Origin of the sequence: Pseudomonas sp. P42, assembly GCF_017973755.1 — a bacterium.
Lineage (GTDB): Bacteria > Pseudomonadota > Gammaproteobacteria > Pseudomonadales > Pseudomonadaceae > Aquipseudomonas > Aquipseudomonas iridis.
The window spans coordinates 912,983-928,894 of the sequence record NZ_JACOPU010000002.1 but is presented as its reverse complement, the minus strand read 5'-3'; the positions used below and the strand labels follow the sequence as shown (position 1 = coordinate 928,894).

Below are 15,912 nucleotides of genomic sequence, written 5' to 3'. Positions count from 1 at the left end.
CCAAGCAAGCGCTCGGGCAGAAGATATTTCAACTGTTTACAAACCAAGCGCTTGCTTGGTAGCCTCCAGACACTTCTGTCGCAGGTCCCTGAGTCGGAGATAAAAATGCCAACCACCGTCCGCATCGGATGCGCCAGTGCTTTCTGGGGTGACACCTCTACCGCCGCCGCCCAACTGGTGGACGGTGGACGCCTGGATTACCTGGTGTTCGATTACCTGGCCGAGATCACGATGTCGATCATGGCCGGCGCACGCATGAAGGATCCGCAAGGCGGGTTCGCCAGCGACTTCATCGAAGTCCTCACCCCGCTGCTGCCACAACTGGCCGAGCAGAATATCCGCGTCATCAGTAACGCCGGCGGCGTCAATCCCCGGGCCTGCGCCGCCGCACTGCAAGCCGTCTGCGATACAGCCGGCATCAAGCTGAAAATCGCGGTGCTGCTGGGCGATGACCTGCAACCGCAATTCAAGCAACTCGCCTCTCAGGGCATTAGCGAGATGTTCACCGGTGCGCCATTGCCTGCGATGTGCGTCTCGACCAACGCCTACCTCGGCGCGCCGGGCATTGTCGAAGCGTTGCGCCTGGGCGCCGATATCGTTATCACCGGGCGTGTGGTCGACAGCGCTGTAGTCAGTGCCGCGTTGGTGCATGAGTTCGGCTGGTCGTGGCACGACTACGACAAACTCGCCCAGGCCGCATTGGCCGGGCACATCATCGAATGCGGCGCGCAGTGTACCGGCGGCAACTTCACCGACTGGCGCGAGGTGCCGGACTACGAGCACATCGGCTTTCCAATTGTTGAAGTCAGCGCCGACAGCCAGTTCATCGTCAGCAAGCCCGAGGGCTCCGGCGGGCTGATCACGCCACTGACCGTCGGCGAACAGATGCTTTACGAAATCGGCGATCCGCAGGCCTATTTGCTGCCCGATGTAATCTGCGATTTCACTCAGGTCAAACTTCAGCAGCGAGGCAAGAACGCGGTGCAGGTGCATGGTGCCAAAGGCCTGCCGCCCAGCGACAAATACAAGGTCAGTGCCACGTATCCGGACGGCTTTCGCTGTACCGCCAGTTGCCTGATCGCCGGCATCGATGCGGTGGACAAGGCCCGTCGCGTCAGCCAGGCGATCATCGACAAGACGTCGGAAATGTTCAGCCAGCGCGGCTGGGCACCTTACAGCGAAACCCACATAGAACTGCTCGGCAGCGAAGCCACCTACGGCCCTCACGGGCAGCGCCACGACACCCGCGAAGTGGTGATCAAACTTGCTGTGCGCCATCCGAACAAGCAGGCGCTGATTCTGTTTTCACGGGAGATCGCCCAGGCTGCAACCGGCATGGCCCCGGGCCTGACCGGCATCGTTGGCGGACGGCCGACGGTCTATCCGGTTATCCGCCTGTTCTCGTTCCTGATCGACAAAAGCGCCTGCAACCTGCACATCAACATGACCGGTGAAAATCACCCGTGTGCCCTACCCGCGCTGGCGGCACTCGACAGCCAGGACTTGCCAATCGCCGAGCAACCACCCAAACCCCAAGGTCGCGCCGACGCCAGCGTGCCGTTGGTGAAACTGGCCGTGGCGCGCTCCGGTGACAAGGGCAATCACAGCAATATCGGCGTCATGCCGCGCAAGCCCGACTACCTGCCGTGGATCGCCGAAGCGTTAACGCCGGCGGTGATCGTCGACTGGATGAGCCACGTTCTGGACCCGATTCACGGCCGGGTCGAACGCTGGTATCTGCCCGGCACCCACAGCCTGAACTTTTTATTGGAAAACGCCCTAGGCGGCGGTGGTGTGGCCAGTCTGCGCATCGACCCGCAAGGTAAAGCCTTCGCCCAGCAGCTATTGGAAATCCAGATCCCGGTGCCACAAAGCATCGCCGAACAGTTCGACTAAAGGGTGGTTTGCATGGCTTACGCGTCGATTTTCAATACCGATTTGTTCCGCGGCCAGACCATCATCGTCACCGGCGGCGGCAGCGGCATCGGGCGCTGCACCGCCCATGAGCTGGCGGCGCTCGGCGCCCATGTGCTGCTGGTCGGGCGCAAACCTGAAAAGCTGCAAAAAGTCGCCGCCGAAATTGCCGAGGACGGTGGTTGCGCGCATTGGCAGGCTTGCGATATTCGCGATGAGGAAGCGGTCAGACAACGGGTCAGCGAATTGATCGCTGAACACGGGCCGATCCATGGATTGGTCAATAATGCCGGCGGCCAATACCCGGCGCCGCTGGCTTCGATCAATCAGAAAGGTTTCGAAACCGTACTGCGCACCAATCTGGTCGGCGGTTTTCTGATGGCGCGGGAAGTGTTCAACCAGTCGATGAGCAAACACGGCGGCAACATCGTCAACATGCTCGCCGACATGTGGGGGGGTATGCCCGGCATGGGCCATTCGGGCGCGGCGCGTGCGGGCATGGACAATTTCACCAAAACTGCCGCGTTCGAGTGGGGTTACGCCGGGGTGCGGGTCAACGCGGTGGCACCGGGGTGGATTGCCTCCAGCGGCATGGACACCTACGAAGGCGCGTTCAAAGCGGTGATCCCGACCCTGCGCGAACATGTGCCGCTCAAGCGCATTGGTACCGAATCGGAAGTCAGCGCGGCGATCGTGTTTCTGCTCAGTCCGGCGGCGGCGTTCATCAGTGGCAGTACCTTGAAAATCGATGGTGCGGCCAGCCTCGGCAGTCGGGCCTGGCCGTTGCACAAGGCGTCTCATAGTGAGTCGTTCAATGGTTTTCACCGGGCCTACCTTCCCGATGTGCTCAAGGACAAGGAGTAAGCCATGGCGCAGATCCAGTCCCGACTCGACCCGCACAGCGAGGCGTTCGCCCGCAACCGTGCGGCGATGCTTACCGCCATCGAGCAAGTGCAACAGCTCGAACAGAACCTGCTGAACAAGGCCGCCGAAGCCAAGCCGAAATTCGACAAGCGCGGACAATTGTTGCCCCGCGAACGCCTCAATCTGCTGCTCGACCCCGGCGCACCTTTTCTCGAACTGGCCAGCCTCGCCGGTTACAAACTGCATGACGACAAAGACGGCAGCGCGGCCGGTGGCGGCTTGATCGCCGGCATTGGCTACGTGTCAGGCATACGCGCGATGGTCGTCGCCAACAACAGCGCAATCAAGGGAGGCACGATTTCACCCAGCGGCCTGAAAAAATCTCTGCGCCTGCAACAGATCGCCCAGGAAAACAAACTGCCGGTCATCACCCTCGCCGAAAGTGGTGGCGCCAACCTCAACTACGCAGCGGAGATTTTCGTCGAAGGTGCGCGCAGCTTTGCCAATCAGGCACGCATGTCAGCGATGGGTTTGCCGCAGATCACCGTGGTGCATGGCTCGGCTACGGCGGGCGGCGCCTATCAACCGGGTTTGTCGGATTACGTGGTGGTGGTGCGCGGCAAGGCCAAGCTGTTTCTCGCCGGCCCCCCGCTGCTCAAAGCCGCGACGGGCGAAGTGGCGACCGATGAAGAACTGGGCGGCGCCGAGATGCACGCGCAGGTTGCTGGCACGGCCGAGTATCTGGCCGAGAACGATGCCGATGGCGTGCGACAAGTGCGCGATATTCTGCGGATGCTGCCATGGAACGAACAACTGCCGTGGCTACCGGAGCCGCAATACAAAGAGCCGCTTTACCCCATCGAAGAACTGCTCGGTTTGATCCCGGACGATCCGAAAAAACCTTACGACGTGCGCGAAATCATTGCGCGGATCGCTGATGAATCGAACTTCCTCGAGTTCAAGGGCGAGTTCGACCAGCAAACCATTTGCGGCCAATTGAAAATCCAGGGGCGTGCCTGCGGCTTCATCGGCAACAACGGCCCGATCACGCCAAAGGGTGCGAGCAAAGCTGCGCAGTTCATTCAACTGTGCGATCAGAGCCAGACGCCGCTGCTGTTCTTCCACAACACCACGGGGTTCATGGTCGGCACCGAGTCCGAGCAGCAAGGGGTGATCAAACACGGTTCGAAACTGATTCAAGCGGTGGCCAACGCGCGGGTGCCTAAACTGACGGTGGTCGTCGGCGGCTCTTACGGTGCCGGCAACTATGCGATGTGTGGGCGCGGCCTCGATCCACGGTTCATTTTCGCCTGGCCCAACAGCCGCACGGCGGTAATGGGCGGCGCGCAGGCTGGCAAAGTGTTGCGCATCGTCACCGAAGCCAAACAGCATAAGGATGGTCTGGTGCCGGACCCGAAAATGCTCGACATGCTCGAACAGGTCACCGCGCAGAAACTCGACAGCCAGTCCACCGCGCTGTATGGCAGTGCCAATCTGTGGGACGACGGCTTGATCGACCCGCGCGACACTCGCACCCTGCTCGGGTACTTGCTGGATATTTGCCACGAAGCCGACATTCGCGCACTGCAACCCAACAGCTTCGGCGTCAGCCGCTTCTGACGGCCACGGATCTTACGGAGAACAATAAAAATGATCTTCACCCCGGAACACGAAGCACTGCGCCGCACCGTCCGCCAGTTTGTCGAACACGAGATCAACCCGCACGTCGATGAATGGGAAAAGGCCGGACGCTTTCCGATCCACGAAATCTTCCGCAAGGCCGGCGACCTCGGCCTGCTAGGCATTTCCAAACCGGAAAAATTCGGCGGCATGGGCCTTGATTACAGCTACTCGATTGTCGCGGCCGAAGAGTTCGGCACCATTCACTGCGGCGGCATCCCGATGTCGATTGGTGTACAGACCGACATGTGCACCCCGGCGCTGGCGCGGTTCGGCTCAGATGAACTGCGCGAAGAGTTCCTTCGCCCGGCAATCACCGGCGAGCAGGTTGGCTGCATCGGCGTGTCGGAAGTCGGTGCCGGTTCGGACGTTGCCGGGTTGAAAACCACGGCGCGCAAGGACGGTGACGACTACGTGATCAACGGCAGCAAGATGTGGATCACCAACTCGCCGAGCGCTGACTTCATCTGCCTGCTGGCCAACACTTCGGACGACAAACCGCACATCAACAAGTCGCTGATCATGGTGCCGATGACCACGCCGGGCATCAGCCTCAGCTCGCATCTGGACAAGCTCGGCATGCGCAGCTCGGAAACCGCGCAGGTGTTTTTCGACGATGTCCGCGTGCCGCAACGCAACCGCATCGGCCATGAAGGCGCCGGCTTCATGATGCAGATGTTGCAGTTTCAGGAAGAACGCCTGTTCGGCGCGGCGAACATGATCAAGGGCCTGGAATATTGCGTCGACAGCACCATCGAGTATTGCAAGGAACGCAAAACCTTCGGCAATGCGCTGATCGACAATCAGGTCATCCATTTCCGCCTCGCCGAATTGCAGACCGAAATCGAATGCCTGCGCGCGCTGGTCTATCAGGCTACCGAGCAATACGTTCGCGGCCAGGACGTTACCCGACTGGCATCGATGGCCAAGCTCAAGGCCGGCCGGCTCGGCCGCGAAGTCAGCGACAGTTGCCTGCAATACTGGGGCGGCATGGGCTTCATGTGGGACAACCCGGTGGCCCGCGCCTATCGCGATGTGCGGCTGGTATCGATTGGCGGCGGCGCCGACGAAATCATGCTGGGGATCATCTGCAAACTGATGGGCATCCTGCCGGGGAAAAAGAAATGAGTGGCTTGCCCGACTGCCAGACGCTGCTTTTGGAACTGCATGGCGGTGTGCTGCACATCACCCTCAATCGCCCGGACAGCCGCAATGCGATGAGCCTCCAAATGGTCAGCGAATTGCGCTCGGTGTTGGCGGCCGTTCGCGATGACCGTGCTGTTCGCGCCTTGGTGCTCAGCGGTAGCGGCGGACATTTCTGTGCCGGTGGCGACATCAAGGACATGGCCAATGCCCGCGCCGAGGGTGCCGAGGCTTACCGAGATTTGAACCGGGCGTTCGGCGCGCTGCTGGAGGAAGCCCAGCACGCGCCGCAAGTGTTGATCTGCGTGCTGCAAGGCGCGGTGATGGGCGGTGGGTTTGGACTGGCCTGTGTCAGCGACGTGGCGATGGCTGATCACAAGGCCCAATTCGGTCTGCCGGAAACCAGCCTCGGCCTGCTGCCGGCGCAGATCGCGCCATTTGTGGTGCAACGCATTGGATTGACTGAGACACGCAGACTGGCGTTGACCGCCGCGCGTTTCGATGGTCATCAGGCGCGGCGTTTGGGGGTCGTGCATTTTGTCGAGCAGGATGCGCAAGCACTGGCCGAGCGGCTGGATGAGGTGTTGCAGCATGTCTTGTGTTGCGCGCCGGAGGCGAATGCCGTGACCAAACAACTTCTGCTGGCCAGTGCCGGGCAACCATCGACTGAGTTGCTGGATGAGGCGGCGCAGTGGTTCAGCGAAGCGGTGACGGGTGCTGAAGGCATCGAGGGCACCATGGCGTTCATGCAAAAACGCAAACCGGGCTGGGCCACCTAAAAGCTTCGCGAGCAGGCTCGCTACCACAAGTGAAAGCATTCCAAATGTGGGAGCGAGCCTGCTCGCGAAGAGGCCAGCACATACACCGCAACTTTCGAGGGAACAGCCCATGCCCGCCATCCACAAAATCCTGATCGCCAACCGCGGTGAAATCGCCTGCCGTATCCAGCGCACCGCACAGGCCCTGGGCTACCGCACCGTCGCTGTCTTCAGCGACGCCGACACCGATGCGCTGCACGTACAAATGGCTGATCAAGCCGTGCCGATCGGACCGGCACCCGTGCTGCAGTCCTATCTGAACGTACCGGCCATTCTCGACGCCGCTCGCCGCAGCGGCGCCGATGCGATCCACCCTGGCTATGGTTTTCTCTCGGAAAACGCCGGGTTCGCCCGCGCCTGCGAACAGGCCGGCCTGATTTTCATCGGCCCAAGTGCCGACGCCATCGAATTGATGGGCAGCAAACGCCTGTCGAAACTCGCCATGCTCGACGCCGGCGTGCCGTGCATCGCCGGCTATCAAGGTGCAGCGCAGGACGACGCCACCTTGCTGAGCGAAGCCGAACGCATCGGCTACCCGCTGATGATCAAGGCCAGTGCCGGAGGTGGCGGCCGCGGTATGCGGTTGGTGCACGACGCTGCGCATTTGCCGGCGCAACTGCGCACGGCACGCTCTGAAGCCCTGAATGCATTTGGCAGCGCCGAATTGATTCTCGAACAAGCGCTGATCGACCCGCGGCACGTCGAAGTGCAACTGTTTGGCGATCACCACGGCAACCTGATCTATCTCGGCGAACGGGACTGTTCGATCCAGCGTCGCCACCAAAAAGTCATCGAAGAAGCGCCCTGCCCGGTGATGACCGCCGAGTTGCGCCAAGCCATGGGCGAAGCTGCACTGAAGGCCGGCCGCGCAGTGAATTATGTCGGCGCCGGCACCGTGGAGTTTTTGCTCGACGCGCGCGGGCAGTTCTACTTCCTTGAGATGAACACCCGCCTGCAGGTCGAGCACCCGGTGACCGAGTTGATCACCGGACTCGATCTGGTCGCCTGGCAATTGTCGGTGGCCGAGGGGCGGCCTCTGCCGTTGACGCAAGCGCAAGTCCAGCTCAATGGCCATGCCATGGAAGTGCGGCTTTATGCTGAAGACCCCGCGCAAGATTTTCTGCCGCAAACCGGGCGCATCCAAGGATGGGAACCCGCGTTGCAGCACGGCGCGCGGATTGACCATGGTTTGCATGAAGGACAAACGGTCAGCCCGTTCTATGACCCGATGCTCGGCAAACTGATCGCTCACGGTGCCACCCGTGAAGAGGCCCGGCGCAAACTGCTGCGCGCGGTGCAGGACACGGTGTTGCTGGGCGTGCAAAGCAATCAGCGCTTGCTCGAAAGTCTGTTGCAACATCCACAATTCATCAGCGGTGAATTCAGCACCGGATTCATTCCCCAGCATTTCAGCGATCACCAAAGCCTGCATACACACACGCCGAGTGCCGAAGAACTGGCCATCGCAGCCGTGCTGTTTTATCTGGCATCGGCGCAACAACACCGCGCGCCATTGAGCGGCTGGCGCAACAACGCCAGCGTGCCGCTGCATTATCGGCTGGGTCTTGATGAACAGAACTGGACCGCGCAACTGCTCAGGTGCGCGGGGAATGTGATTGAGGTGCACGTCGCTGAACGCGCCCTCGAACTGAAACTCATCGATCACAGCACATGCTCGTTGACACTTGAAATCGGGGGCCTGCGCCAACGCCACGCCTATCGCCTCGATGCCGGGCAACTCTGGCTGTTCACCCATCCCGGCAGTCTGCACCTGGAGGATCGAACTCACGCGGTGATCGGCAGTCAGACCAGCGTCAGTTCCGGCACCTTGAAGGCGCCGATGGACGGTGCCATTGTCGACGTACTCGTCAGCGAAGGCAGTGCGGTCAGCAAGGGTCAATTGCTGGTGGTACTGGAGGCAATGAAAATGGAGCATCCGCTCACGGCCGGCATCGACGGCGTGCTCAAGCGGGTGCAGGTCAAGGTCGGCGATCAGGTAAAAAATCGTCAGGTTCTGTTGCAGGTCGAGTAGTCGCCCGAGCGCATCCGCGGGGTTTGACTACGCTCTGAATTATCAGAACGCGGAAATCAGGAACCCTGCGATGCCACACTGGCTGGTCATTGATTTGGAAGCTACCACCGACGAGGGCGGCTGGCCGGTCACGGAAATGGAAATCATCGAGATCGGCGCCACGCTGGTCGATCGTGCCGGGCGCGAGCAAGATCACTTTCAGCGCTTCGTCAAACCGACACGGCGCCCCTTGTTGACGCCCTTCTGTCGCCAGCTCACGCACATCACCCAGGCCAATATCGACGCGGCACAGACCTTGAACGAAGTTTGGCCGGCGTTCGAACGCTGGCTTGCTCAGCATCAGTCACGCCTTGAAGGCTGGGCCAGTTGGGGCGATTACGACCGCAAGCAGTTGTTGCAGGAATGGCAGCGCCTGCAAATCGACAGCGGGTTGAGCAAAGTGCCGCACATGAACCTCAAGCAACGCTTTGCCAAAGCCCGGCGTCTGGAGCGGCCGCTGGGGCTCAACGGTGCGCTTGCACTCGCTGGCATGCAGTTCAGCGGCCAGCAACATCGCGCATTGGAAGACGCGCGCAATACGGCGCGGCTGTTGCCTTTGGTATTGCCACTCTAGGGTCAATTCTCGACTTGCAGGACAGGCGCCGGGCAGGTGACGGCGTTGAAAGCCTTGTGCATACTGGCCGCCCCACTTTTTAGCCCTTTTCGAGGAATCGCCCATGTTTAAAGTCAACGAGTACTTCGACGGCACCGTCAAGTCGATCGCCTTTGGCACCGCTGAAGGTCCGGCGACCATCGGCGTCATGGCCCCGGGCGAATACGAATTCGGCACTGCCCAGCGTGAAATCATGCACGTGGTGTCCGGCGCACTGACGGTCAAACTGCCAGACAGCACCGACTGGGAAACCTTCGACGCCGGCAGCCAGTTCAACGTACCGGCCAACAGCAAGTTCCAGCTGAAAGTCGCCGTCGACACGGCTTACCTGTGCGAATACCGCGGCTAAACCGCTGGTTTTGAAGCGCCAATGAAAATGCCCGTCTCCAAGGACACGGGCATTTTTTGTTTCAGTGACGGGTTAGTCGAGAATCTCCACCGGCATTCCGACCTCGAGACGACCGTTGCTGTCATTCACCAGGTTCTGCCCGAACATCGCACCGTCAGCCTGCGCGCGGGTCTTTTGCAACGTCGCCAGCGGTTCGCGGTCAGCACTGCGCTCACCGGTTTGCGGGTCGATGGTGGTGAGGATGCAGCGTGAGCAAGGCTTGACCACGCGGAACTCGACGTCGCCAATGCGAATCCGCTTCCATCCATCCTCGGCATACGCCTGACTGCCTTCTATCACCAGATTCGGCCGAAAACGCAGCATTTCCAGCGGTCGTCCGACCTCCTGCGACAAATGCTGCAGCGATGCCTCACCGATCAGCAACAACGGAAAACCGTCGGCTAACGCGACCTGATCGTCATCCTTGCCAAAACCCGCTTGAGTCATACGCGCGCGATCCAGAGGCATTTGCACCAGACGGGTCGGCTTACCAATGAAATCACTGACCCATCGAGCCGCCTCATCACCTGCATCCGGCACCCGCAAGGTGTCTCGCCAAATGGTCACGCCACGAAGTTCGGCGTCGTTACCAGGCAAGTCGATTTCGATCGAAGCACGTTCGGGCGCACTCAGGGTCAAGCCGCCGTGGGCATTCCACAGCGCTGACAGCTGGCTCATTTTCGCTTCAGCGCGCTGAGTCAGGAAACGGCCGCTGGCTTCGTCCACCAGCATCCAGCGTCGATCGCCATCAAGCCCCAGCTTGTCCAGGTCGATTCCTTGCAGAACCTCGCCCTTGCCGGATTTCAACGGATAACGATAAAGCGCGCTCAGACGCAGCATGGCCAGCTCCCTGGTAGGCAAAAAAAGCCACCCTATACGAGCTGCTCAGGGAATCAAAGAGCAAACTGTGGGAGCGAGCCTGCTCGCGATGACGGACTCACATCCGACAAACTATTGGCCGGACTATCGGCATCGCGAGCAGGCTAACTCCTAAAGTTTCAAACGGTGTTGTGATCAGGCCGGTACTTCATCAAGCATCAGGCGTTGGCGCACCACATCGACCAGTTTGTCCGGCTGGAACTTGGAGAGGAAGTTGTCGCAGCCGACCTTCTTCACCATGGATTCGTTGAAACTGCCGGACAGGGAGGTGTGCAGCACCACGTACAGGCCGCGCAGGCGTGGGTCATTGCGTATCTCGGTAGTCAGGCGATAGCCGTCCATTTCCGGCATTTCCGCGTCGGTGAACACCATCAGCAGTTTGTCGGTCATGTTCACGCCGGTGTCGGCCCAGGCTTTGAGCATGTTCAGCGCCTTCAAGCCGTCGCTGGCAATGTGCATTTTCACGCCGAGCTGTCCAAGGGTGTCACGCAACTGCGAGAGCGCCACATTGGAGTCGTCCACCAGCAGCACTTCGCGGCCACGGGCGCGCTCCAGGACCGGATCATCGAGTTTTTCGCGCGAGACCTTGGCGTTGTACGGAACGATCTCGGCGAGCACTTTCTCGACGTCGATGATTTCCACCAGTTGATCGTCGACCTTGCTGATCGCCGTCAGATAGTGCTGACGGCCGGCGCTGGCCGGTGGCGGCAGAATGGCTTCCCAGTTCATGTTGACGATGCGATCTACACCACCGACGAGGAAGGCCTGCACCGAGCGGTTGTATTCGGTAACGATGATGGTGCTCGTTGGGCCCGGCACCAATGGACGCATGCCGATCGCTTGCGAAAGATCGATCACCGGCAACGTCTGCCCGCGCAGGTTGACCACACCGCAGACAAACGGGTGACGCTGAGGCATAAGGGTCAGCTTCGGCAGTTGCAGCACTTCCTGAACCTTGAACACGTTGATCGCAAACAACTGGCGCCCGGCCAGTCGAAACATGAGAATTTCCAGGCGATTCTCACCCACCAGTTGCGTGCGTTGGTCTACCGTGTCGAGAATGCCGGCCATCAATGACTCCTGGGCTTGTTCTGATGAATTCACTAAGAGGGGTTATCGGCTACGAATGCCAAATCTTGATCCCCATGGAAATCGCTTTCAAAATGCCATAACGGGGCATTGATGTCACATTAACATCATGCTTTACTGGCGCTGAGTTTTTCATCTGCTAAAGTCTTTGCGGCGCGACCACGGTTTGCACTGTAGGTTCCCGCGCCTAAGGGATTCCCCTAGTAACAATCAGGCCCAACCTGATATTCGCAATATCCAATAGCCATTAATGTGACGCCATTCTCATTGCATGAACGGAGTCAGGCTATTGTGTGCGATCGCAGTTCAGCGGAAACAACCCCACTGGAACGTCTCAGTCTGTGCTCCTGCACGTCTGGGCGCGATCTCCCGACGATCCACGATCGTCGTCACACACGGCATCCCCTCAGTAGCCATGATGTTGTGGAGATAAGCATGCCGATCGACCGTAAAGAGTGGGCGCAACGCTTCCCGGAATTTCTTGTCGAGGCTGAAACGCTCCTGGCCAAGTCCGAAGAATGCCTCAGCCATCTGCAGATGATCAGCAATGACAAAGACGCTATCGACTGCATGCTCATTACCCTCCTCAAACTCGCAAGCAGGGCTGAAGCTCTGGCGCTTGAGGCGATTTCCGAGTTTTCCCTGCACATCTACGGCCTGCTCAATCTGGCACAGGATCACGTGGATCTGCACGAACAGGCCCTGGATGCGCTAAAGGAATGCTTCACACTGATGGCCTGGCAGCTTGAACTGGTCGATCATAAAACCGGGCAACTGAGCCTCGATAAAACCGAACAGACCTCACTGCTCGAAGCGTTTGCCGCTCACGTCGGACAAACTCAGTTTCAACCAGTGCTGAAAACCAACCGTTTGCCATTGCTGAACTATTCGGAACGACAGGCCTGATTCGGCATGACGGTGATCGTCGAGGTTGCCGGACCACTCCCTCCTTGTCGTAATTGCATAAATCGTATCTGCCAGCGACAAATCAAGTAAATATTCCCACCGGACAACAGCGTGTATCTCCTGCCGCGCTAGGGGTTTGCCTGTATCTGAAGAGTTCCAACTTCTGGCAATGCAGATACCAATCCAACTCAATATATTGATATTTCCATTATGGAACTCGTGTCCAACATGCCGTATTTCCTGACCCATTGGACATATATAGCAAACGCGACCAACGGTATCTTAAGTGGTATTATGCCGCCCACTAATTGCTTCCAAGTTAATGGCACAGTGACTCCATAGAAAGGCATCCACCCGAAGTTGGTGATCCTGTACATTCACTGAACCACGTTGAAATCCTTAGCATTATTGGCACCCTTTACAGACAGAGACCCGCCAGCCACCGGCCGGTCTACCCGCAGCGAACATCCATTGGCTCCATCCGTTATGTACGCCAGCCTCAAGTCAATCACTACATGGCCTCCCTCCCGGGAAAATGCGCGTCGGTTCACACTCATACTGTGCGTCGCGGCAGCCCTTGGCAGCCTGCTGACCTACGGGTTTTCCGCGCAACTTTACCTGGGCGTTCTGTTACTGAACATTGCCGCCACCGCCTGTGTGTGGGTTCAATATCGGCTGTCACGCAAATCGATAAAATTCCAGCCACAGGAACTTGCTGACCGTCTGCTGGAAGTCCAGGAAAACGAGCGTCACCGCCTCAGCCGCGAATTGCACGATGATATCGGCCAATTGCTGACCGCCGCCAAGCTGCAAGGCGAATGGCTCAAACGACGCATGCCGGAAGATTTGCAGGAACACTGCACCACACTTTGCGAAACCCTCGAAGAGACGCTGAACAAAGTGCGCGATGTATCGGCCATTCTCAATCCCCGCCAGTTGACCAGCCTCGGTCTTGAGGCCAGCCTGCGAGCGCATCTGCTCAAGACAATGACCAATACCAGCGTGCACTGGAGTCTCGATTGCCAGCAGCGCCTCAATGGTATTCCGGAAGAAATGGCGGTCGCCGCTTTCCGCATCACCCAGGAAGCCGTCACCAATATTTTGCGTCATGCACAGGCGAAAAACCTGCTGATACGCGTGCAGCGCCTGCCGAAAGGCTTGACGCTGCTGATCAGTGATGACGGTCTGGGGTTCGCCCCGGCGGCCAATCCAGGTCGTGAAGGACAGCGGGGCATGGCCGGGATGGCCGAACGGATCGAGCAATTGGGTGGCACCCTGAGCGTTATCAGCGAGCCTGGCAAGGGCACTCAAATCGAAGCACTTCTCCCCTGGGCGCCGCGGGCACTCGAGCGGGCCAGTACGAATAAGGTTATGCGTTGACTTGCAACTTACTTCTGGTGGATGACCACTCGCTGATCAGGGCCGGCGTTCGCGCTCTGGTGCTGGATATTCCCGGTTACGCGGTTATTGGCGAAGCCAATGATGGCTCGCAACTGCTCGAAATGGTCGAGCAGCTCAGCCCCGACATCGTGCTGTTGGATATTTCCATGAAGCAAACCGGCGGCCTGGAAGCCCTGCAACGCCTCAAACGTGTGCGGCCACAGAGCAAAGTGCTGATTTTGTCGATGCACACCGATCCTGCATTGATCATGCAGGCATTGGAGTCCGGCGCGCACGGCTATCTTCTTAAAGACACCACGGCCACCGAGCTCGAACACGCCCTGGAAGCCTTGCGCAATAACGAGCGTTACCTGAGTCCGGCCATCGCCCACACCGTGATCAATCAGGCACTGACTCGCAATCAGAAGCAGCCGGAAATCGCCGAATCGCACAACCTCACGGCTCGACAACTGGAAATCCTGCGGCTGATCGTGCGTGGGAAATCCACCCGGGAAATTGCCAATGGCCTGGGCTTGAGCATCAAAACTGTCGAGACCCACCGCTCGCAGATCATGAAGCGCCTGCAAATCTACGATGTGGCGGGCCTGGTGCTGTTCGCCGTACGCGAACAGATCATCAGTCTGGACGATTGAGCGCCAGATTATCGCTCAATAGCGGCGAGTCCTTCGGCAGGTGTATCTGCAACGCCGCCGGGCGCGCCTCGAAGCGCATGCTGTCGCCCTCCAGAGGTTCACCGTCAAGATTGATGTAAAGCCCCTCGGCTACCTTGATTTCAACCCAAGGCAAGCGAGTTCGGACAAACATACTGTCGATGCCGAATCCATCGCTGAGCAGGTTTTTCAATGTCCCCACCAATTCTTGTGGCGCTGGCAGGATGCTGATATCCAGCAACCCGTCGTCAGCCAGCGCCTGAGGGCATAAAACATGCCCGCCGCCAGCCTGGCGACCATTGCCGATGCCCAACGCCAGCAGCTCGCCACTCCAGTGGAAATCCGGCCCCTGCAGCTCGCCATAAGCGGCGTGCAGTTCGCTGAACCGGGTCAAACCAGTGAACAGATAGGCTGCCCCGCCGAGTACCTTTTTCAGATCCTCTGAAGTATTGGCCGTGACCTGACTGCCAAAACCGCCCGTAGCCATGTTCAGGAAAACTTGCCCGCCCACTTCACCCAGATCAATGTCACGCGGCGGTACATCGAGGAGTTCAAGCGCCTCGGCCGGCTCCATCGGAATCCCCGCTGCGCGGGAAAAATCGTTAGCGGTACCCAAAGGCAAAAGGACAAGACTGGCTTTCCCCGGGTGGGCCGCAAGGGCCTCGGCGATGTCGCGCAACGTACCGTCTCCGCCGCCGGCGATAATTTTCGTGTACCCGTCCGCCAATGCTTGTTCGACCCAGCGCTGGGCATCCCCCGCCTCCCAGGTCAGGCGCACTGCCAATTCCCAGCCTTGCTCGCGTTTGTCCTCGACCGCGGTGCGAACCGCCTCGTTGAGTGCCTGCTTGCCATGCAGAATCAACAGTGCCCGGCGTTCACTCATAGCGTCACTCCCTGAATTGAATCGGTTGAAACATCTTGACCACCGTGGCGCGCAAAAAAGCCCTGAGAATGGCAAATAATTCTTTCGCCTGGCTGAGGAGTCCTACACAGCGGTATTTTTTCTTACAAAACATGAGGAATCGGCTTAATTGACCCGGTATGACAGTTGGTTCACCGTGTGCGAGCGGTATCAATCATCAATCCGACTACACAAGGACGTGCACGTAATGAGAGGTTACCTCGAGGGTTTTAACAACTGGAAAGAGGGCAAATATTGCAGGCAGGGGTTTGAAGCAGCAGATGGACATCTCCATGCCAGGTCGTGAAGCCAGAATGCCAGTGAATCCGATAGCCCCCCTCGCCGAATGTCGCGCGAATCACCCGCCCGATTTCAAGAAGACCGCTGGAGAAGTTGATATGGAACCTCGTGTGACCGAACTGGAAACCCACCTCAAATATATTCGACGGGACATGGACGAAGTCCGCAGTGACGTCAGAACGATCAAACATCGTCTGGCCTACTCGGCGGGTGCAACCGCCGTAGTGATGGGTCTGCTGGGTTGGGTGGCCAACAGCCGGTTCGACCAGCTGGTTACCCTGCTGAGCCATTGACC

Annotated in this window: 15 protein-coding genes; 12 read left to right on the top strand and 3 right to left on the bottom strand. The window is 59.1% G+C overall.

Annotated elements, in window-relative coordinates; all coding sequences use genetic code 11:
• Positions 1–105 precede the first annotated feature (105 nt).
• The 8 genes from H8B20_RS09225 (at position 106) to ppnP (ending at position 9,452) form a co-directional block, all read left to right on the top strand.
• Positions 106–1,896 carry an acyclic terpene utilization AtuA family protein gene (locus H8B20_RS09225; protein ID WP_210622921.1) on the top strand — a complete coding sequence of 597 codons (1,791 nt, stop codon included), beginning with the start codon at positions 106–108 and terminating at the stop codon, positions 1,894–1,896.
• Positions 1,897–1,908: 12 nt separating this feature from the next.
• Complete coding sequence (locus H8B20_RS09220) at positions 1,909–2,778, top strand: SDR family oxidoreductase (protein WP_210622920.1); 870 nt, start codon at positions 1,909–1,911, stop codon at positions 2,776–2,778.
• Between the two features lie 3 nt (positions 2,779–2,781).
• A complete protein-coding gene (atuC, locus tag H8B20_RS09215; protein WP_210622919.1) occupies positions 2,782–4,398 on the top strand; it encodes an acyl-CoA carboxylase subunit beta in 1,617 nt (538 codons plus the stop codon).
• Positions 4,399–4,428: 30 nt separating this feature from the next.
• The gene (gene atuD, locus H8B20_RS09210; protein WP_042560224.1) at positions 4,429–5,586 is read left to right on the top strand and encodes a citronellyl-CoA dehydrogenase; all 1,158 of its coding nucleotides are present in this window, start codon (positions 4,429–4,431) and stop codon (positions 5,584–5,586) included.
• Positions 5,583–6,380 carry an enoyl-CoA hydratase/isomerase family protein gene (locus H8B20_RS09205; protein ID WP_210622918.1) on the top strand — a complete coding sequence of 266 codons (798 nt, stop codon included), beginning with the start codon at positions 5,583–5,585 and terminating at the stop codon, positions 6,378–6,380. Before atuD ends, H8B20_RS09205 begins: the two co-directional genes overlap by 4 nt.
• Positions 6,381–6,489: 109 nt before the next feature.
• Positions 6,490–8,451, top strand: coding sequence for an acetyl/propionyl/methylcrotonyl-CoA carboxylase subunit alpha (locus tag H8B20_RS09200; protein WP_210622917.1), 1,962 nt, complete (start codon positions 6,490–6,492; stop codon positions 8,449–8,451).
• Between the two features lie 70 nt (positions 8,452–8,521).
• Positions 8,522–9,064, top strand: a complete 543-nt coding sequence (locus tag H8B20_RS09195; protein WP_042560227.1) for a 3'-5' exonuclease — start codon at positions 8,522–8,524, stop codon at positions 9,062–9,064.
• Between the two features lie 103 nt (positions 9,065–9,167).
• Positions 9,168–9,452 carry a pyrimidine/purine nucleoside phosphorylase gene (ppnP, locus tag H8B20_RS09190; protein WP_210622916.1) on the top strand — a complete coding sequence of 95 codons (285 nt, stop codon included), beginning with the start codon at positions 9,168–9,170 and terminating at the stop codon, positions 9,450–9,452.
• A gap of 72 nt (positions 9,453–9,524) precedes the next feature.
• Here ppnP and H8B20_RS09185 read toward each other — a convergent pair whose 3' ends face one another.
• Together H8B20_RS09185 and H8B20_RS09180 are read right to left on the bottom strand one after the other, a co-directional pair.
• The gene (locus H8B20_RS09185) at positions 9,525–10,331 is read right to left on the bottom strand and encodes an MOSC domain-containing protein (RefSeq protein ID WP_210622915.1); all 807 of its coding nucleotides are present in this window, start codon (positions 10,329–10,331) and stop codon (positions 9,525–9,527) included.
• Positions 10,332–10,505: 174 nt separating this feature from the next.
• Positions 10,506–11,441, bottom strand: coding sequence for a chemotaxis protein CheV (locus tag H8B20_RS09180; RefSeq protein WP_210622914.1), 936 nt, complete (start codon positions 11,439–11,441; stop codon positions 10,506–10,508).
• Between the two features lie 453 nt (positions 11,442–11,894).
• Between H8B20_RS09180 and H8B20_RS09175 the strand changes: the two genes are divergently transcribed.
• The 3 genes from H8B20_RS09175 to H8B20_RS09165 all read left to right on the top strand — a co-directional run bounded on the left by H8B20_RS09175 (position 11,895) and on the right by H8B20_RS09165 (position 14,398).
• On the top strand, positions 11,895–12,365 hold the full coding sequence (locus H8B20_RS09175) for a hypothetical protein (protein ID WP_210622913.1): 471 nt from the start codon (positions 11,895–11,897) through the stop codon (positions 12,363–12,365).
• Positions 12,366–12,851: 486 nt separating this feature from the next.
• Positions 12,852–13,745 (top strand): sensor histidine kinase, encoded by an 894-nt coding sequence (locus H8B20_RS09170; protein WP_210622974.1) that lies wholly within the window; start codon positions 12,852–12,854, stop codon positions 13,743–13,745.
• Positions 13,742–14,398 (top strand): response regulator, encoded by a 657-nt coding sequence (locus tag H8B20_RS09165; protein ID WP_042560233.1) that lies wholly within the window; start codon positions 13,742–13,744, stop codon positions 14,396–14,398. The genes H8B20_RS09170 and H8B20_RS09165 overlap by 4 nt, the downstream gene beginning before the upstream one ends.
• Here the strand turns inward: H8B20_RS09165 and yegS are convergent.
• Positions 14,382–15,299, bottom strand: a complete 918-nt coding sequence (gene yegS / locus H8B20_RS09160) for a lipid kinase YegS (RefSeq protein WP_210622912.1) — start codon at positions 15,297–15,299, stop codon at positions 14,382–14,384. The genes H8B20_RS09165 and yegS overlap by 17 nt on opposite strands.
• A gap of 311 nt (positions 15,300–15,610) precedes the next feature.
• Between yegS and H8B20_RS09155 the strand changes: the two genes are divergently transcribed.
• Complete coding sequence (locus tag H8B20_RS09155) at positions 15,611–15,910, top strand: hypothetical protein (protein ID WP_210622972.1); 300 nt, start codon at positions 15,611–15,613, stop codon at positions 15,908–15,910.
• Positions 15,911–15,912: the final 2 nt, after the last annotated feature.

Bases quoted from the DNA above. Each gene is read 5' to 3' on its own strand.
- H8B20_RS09180 (WP_210622914.1), bottom strand. From the start codon at position 11,441: ATGGCCGGCATTCTCGACACGGTAGACCAACGCACGCAACTGGTGGGT.
- H8B20_RS09205 (WP_210622918.1), top strand. From the start codon at position 5,583: ATGAGTGGCTTGCCCGACTGCCAGACGCTGCTTTTGGAACTGCATGGC.
- H8B20_RS09225 (WP_210622921.1), top strand. From the start codon at position 106: ATGCCAACCACCGTCCGCATCGGATGCGCCAGTGCTTTCTGGGGTGAC.
- H8B20_RS09195 (WP_042560227.1), top strand. From the start codon at position 8,522: ATGCCACACTGGCTGGTCATTGATTTGGAAGCTACCACCGACGAGGGC.
- H8B20_RS09200 (WP_210622917.1), top strand. From the start codon at position 6,490: ATGCCCGCCATCCACAAAATCCTGATCGCCAACCGCGGTGAAATCGCC.
- yegS (WP_210622912.1), bottom strand. From the start codon at position 15,299: ATGAGTGAACGCCGGGCACTGTTGATTCTGCATGGCAAGCAGGCACTC.
- H8B20_RS09220 (WP_210622920.1), top strand. From the start codon at position 1,909: ATGGCTTACGCGTCGATTTTCAATACCGATTTGTTCCGCGGCCAGACC.
- atuC (WP_210622919.1), top strand. From the start codon at position 2,782: ATGGCGCAGATCCAGTCCCGACTCGACCCGCACAGCGAGGCGTTCGCC.
- H8B20_RS09185 (WP_210622915.1), bottom strand. From the start codon at position 10,331: ATGCTGCGTCTGAGCGCGCTTTATCGTTATCCGTTGAAATCCGGCAAG.
- H8B20_RS09175 (WP_210622913.1), top strand. From the start codon at position 11,895: ATGCCGATCGACCGTAAAGAGTGGGCGCAACGCTTCCCGGAATTTCTT.
- atuD (WP_042560224.1), top strand. From the start codon at position 4,429: ATGATCTTCACCCCGGAACACGAAGCACTGCGCCGCACCGTCCGCCAG.
- H8B20_RS09170 (WP_210622974.1), top strand. From the start codon at position 12,852: ATGTACGCCAGCCTCAAGTCAATCACTACATGGCCTCCCTCCCGGGAA.
- ppnP (WP_210622916.1), top strand. From the start codon at position 9,168: ATGTTTAAAGTCAACGAGTACTTCGACGGCACCGTCAAGTCGATCGCC.
- H8B20_RS09155 (WP_210622972.1), top strand. From the start codon at position 15,611: ATGCCAGGTCGTGAAGCCAGAATGCCAGTGAATCCGATAGCCCCCCTC.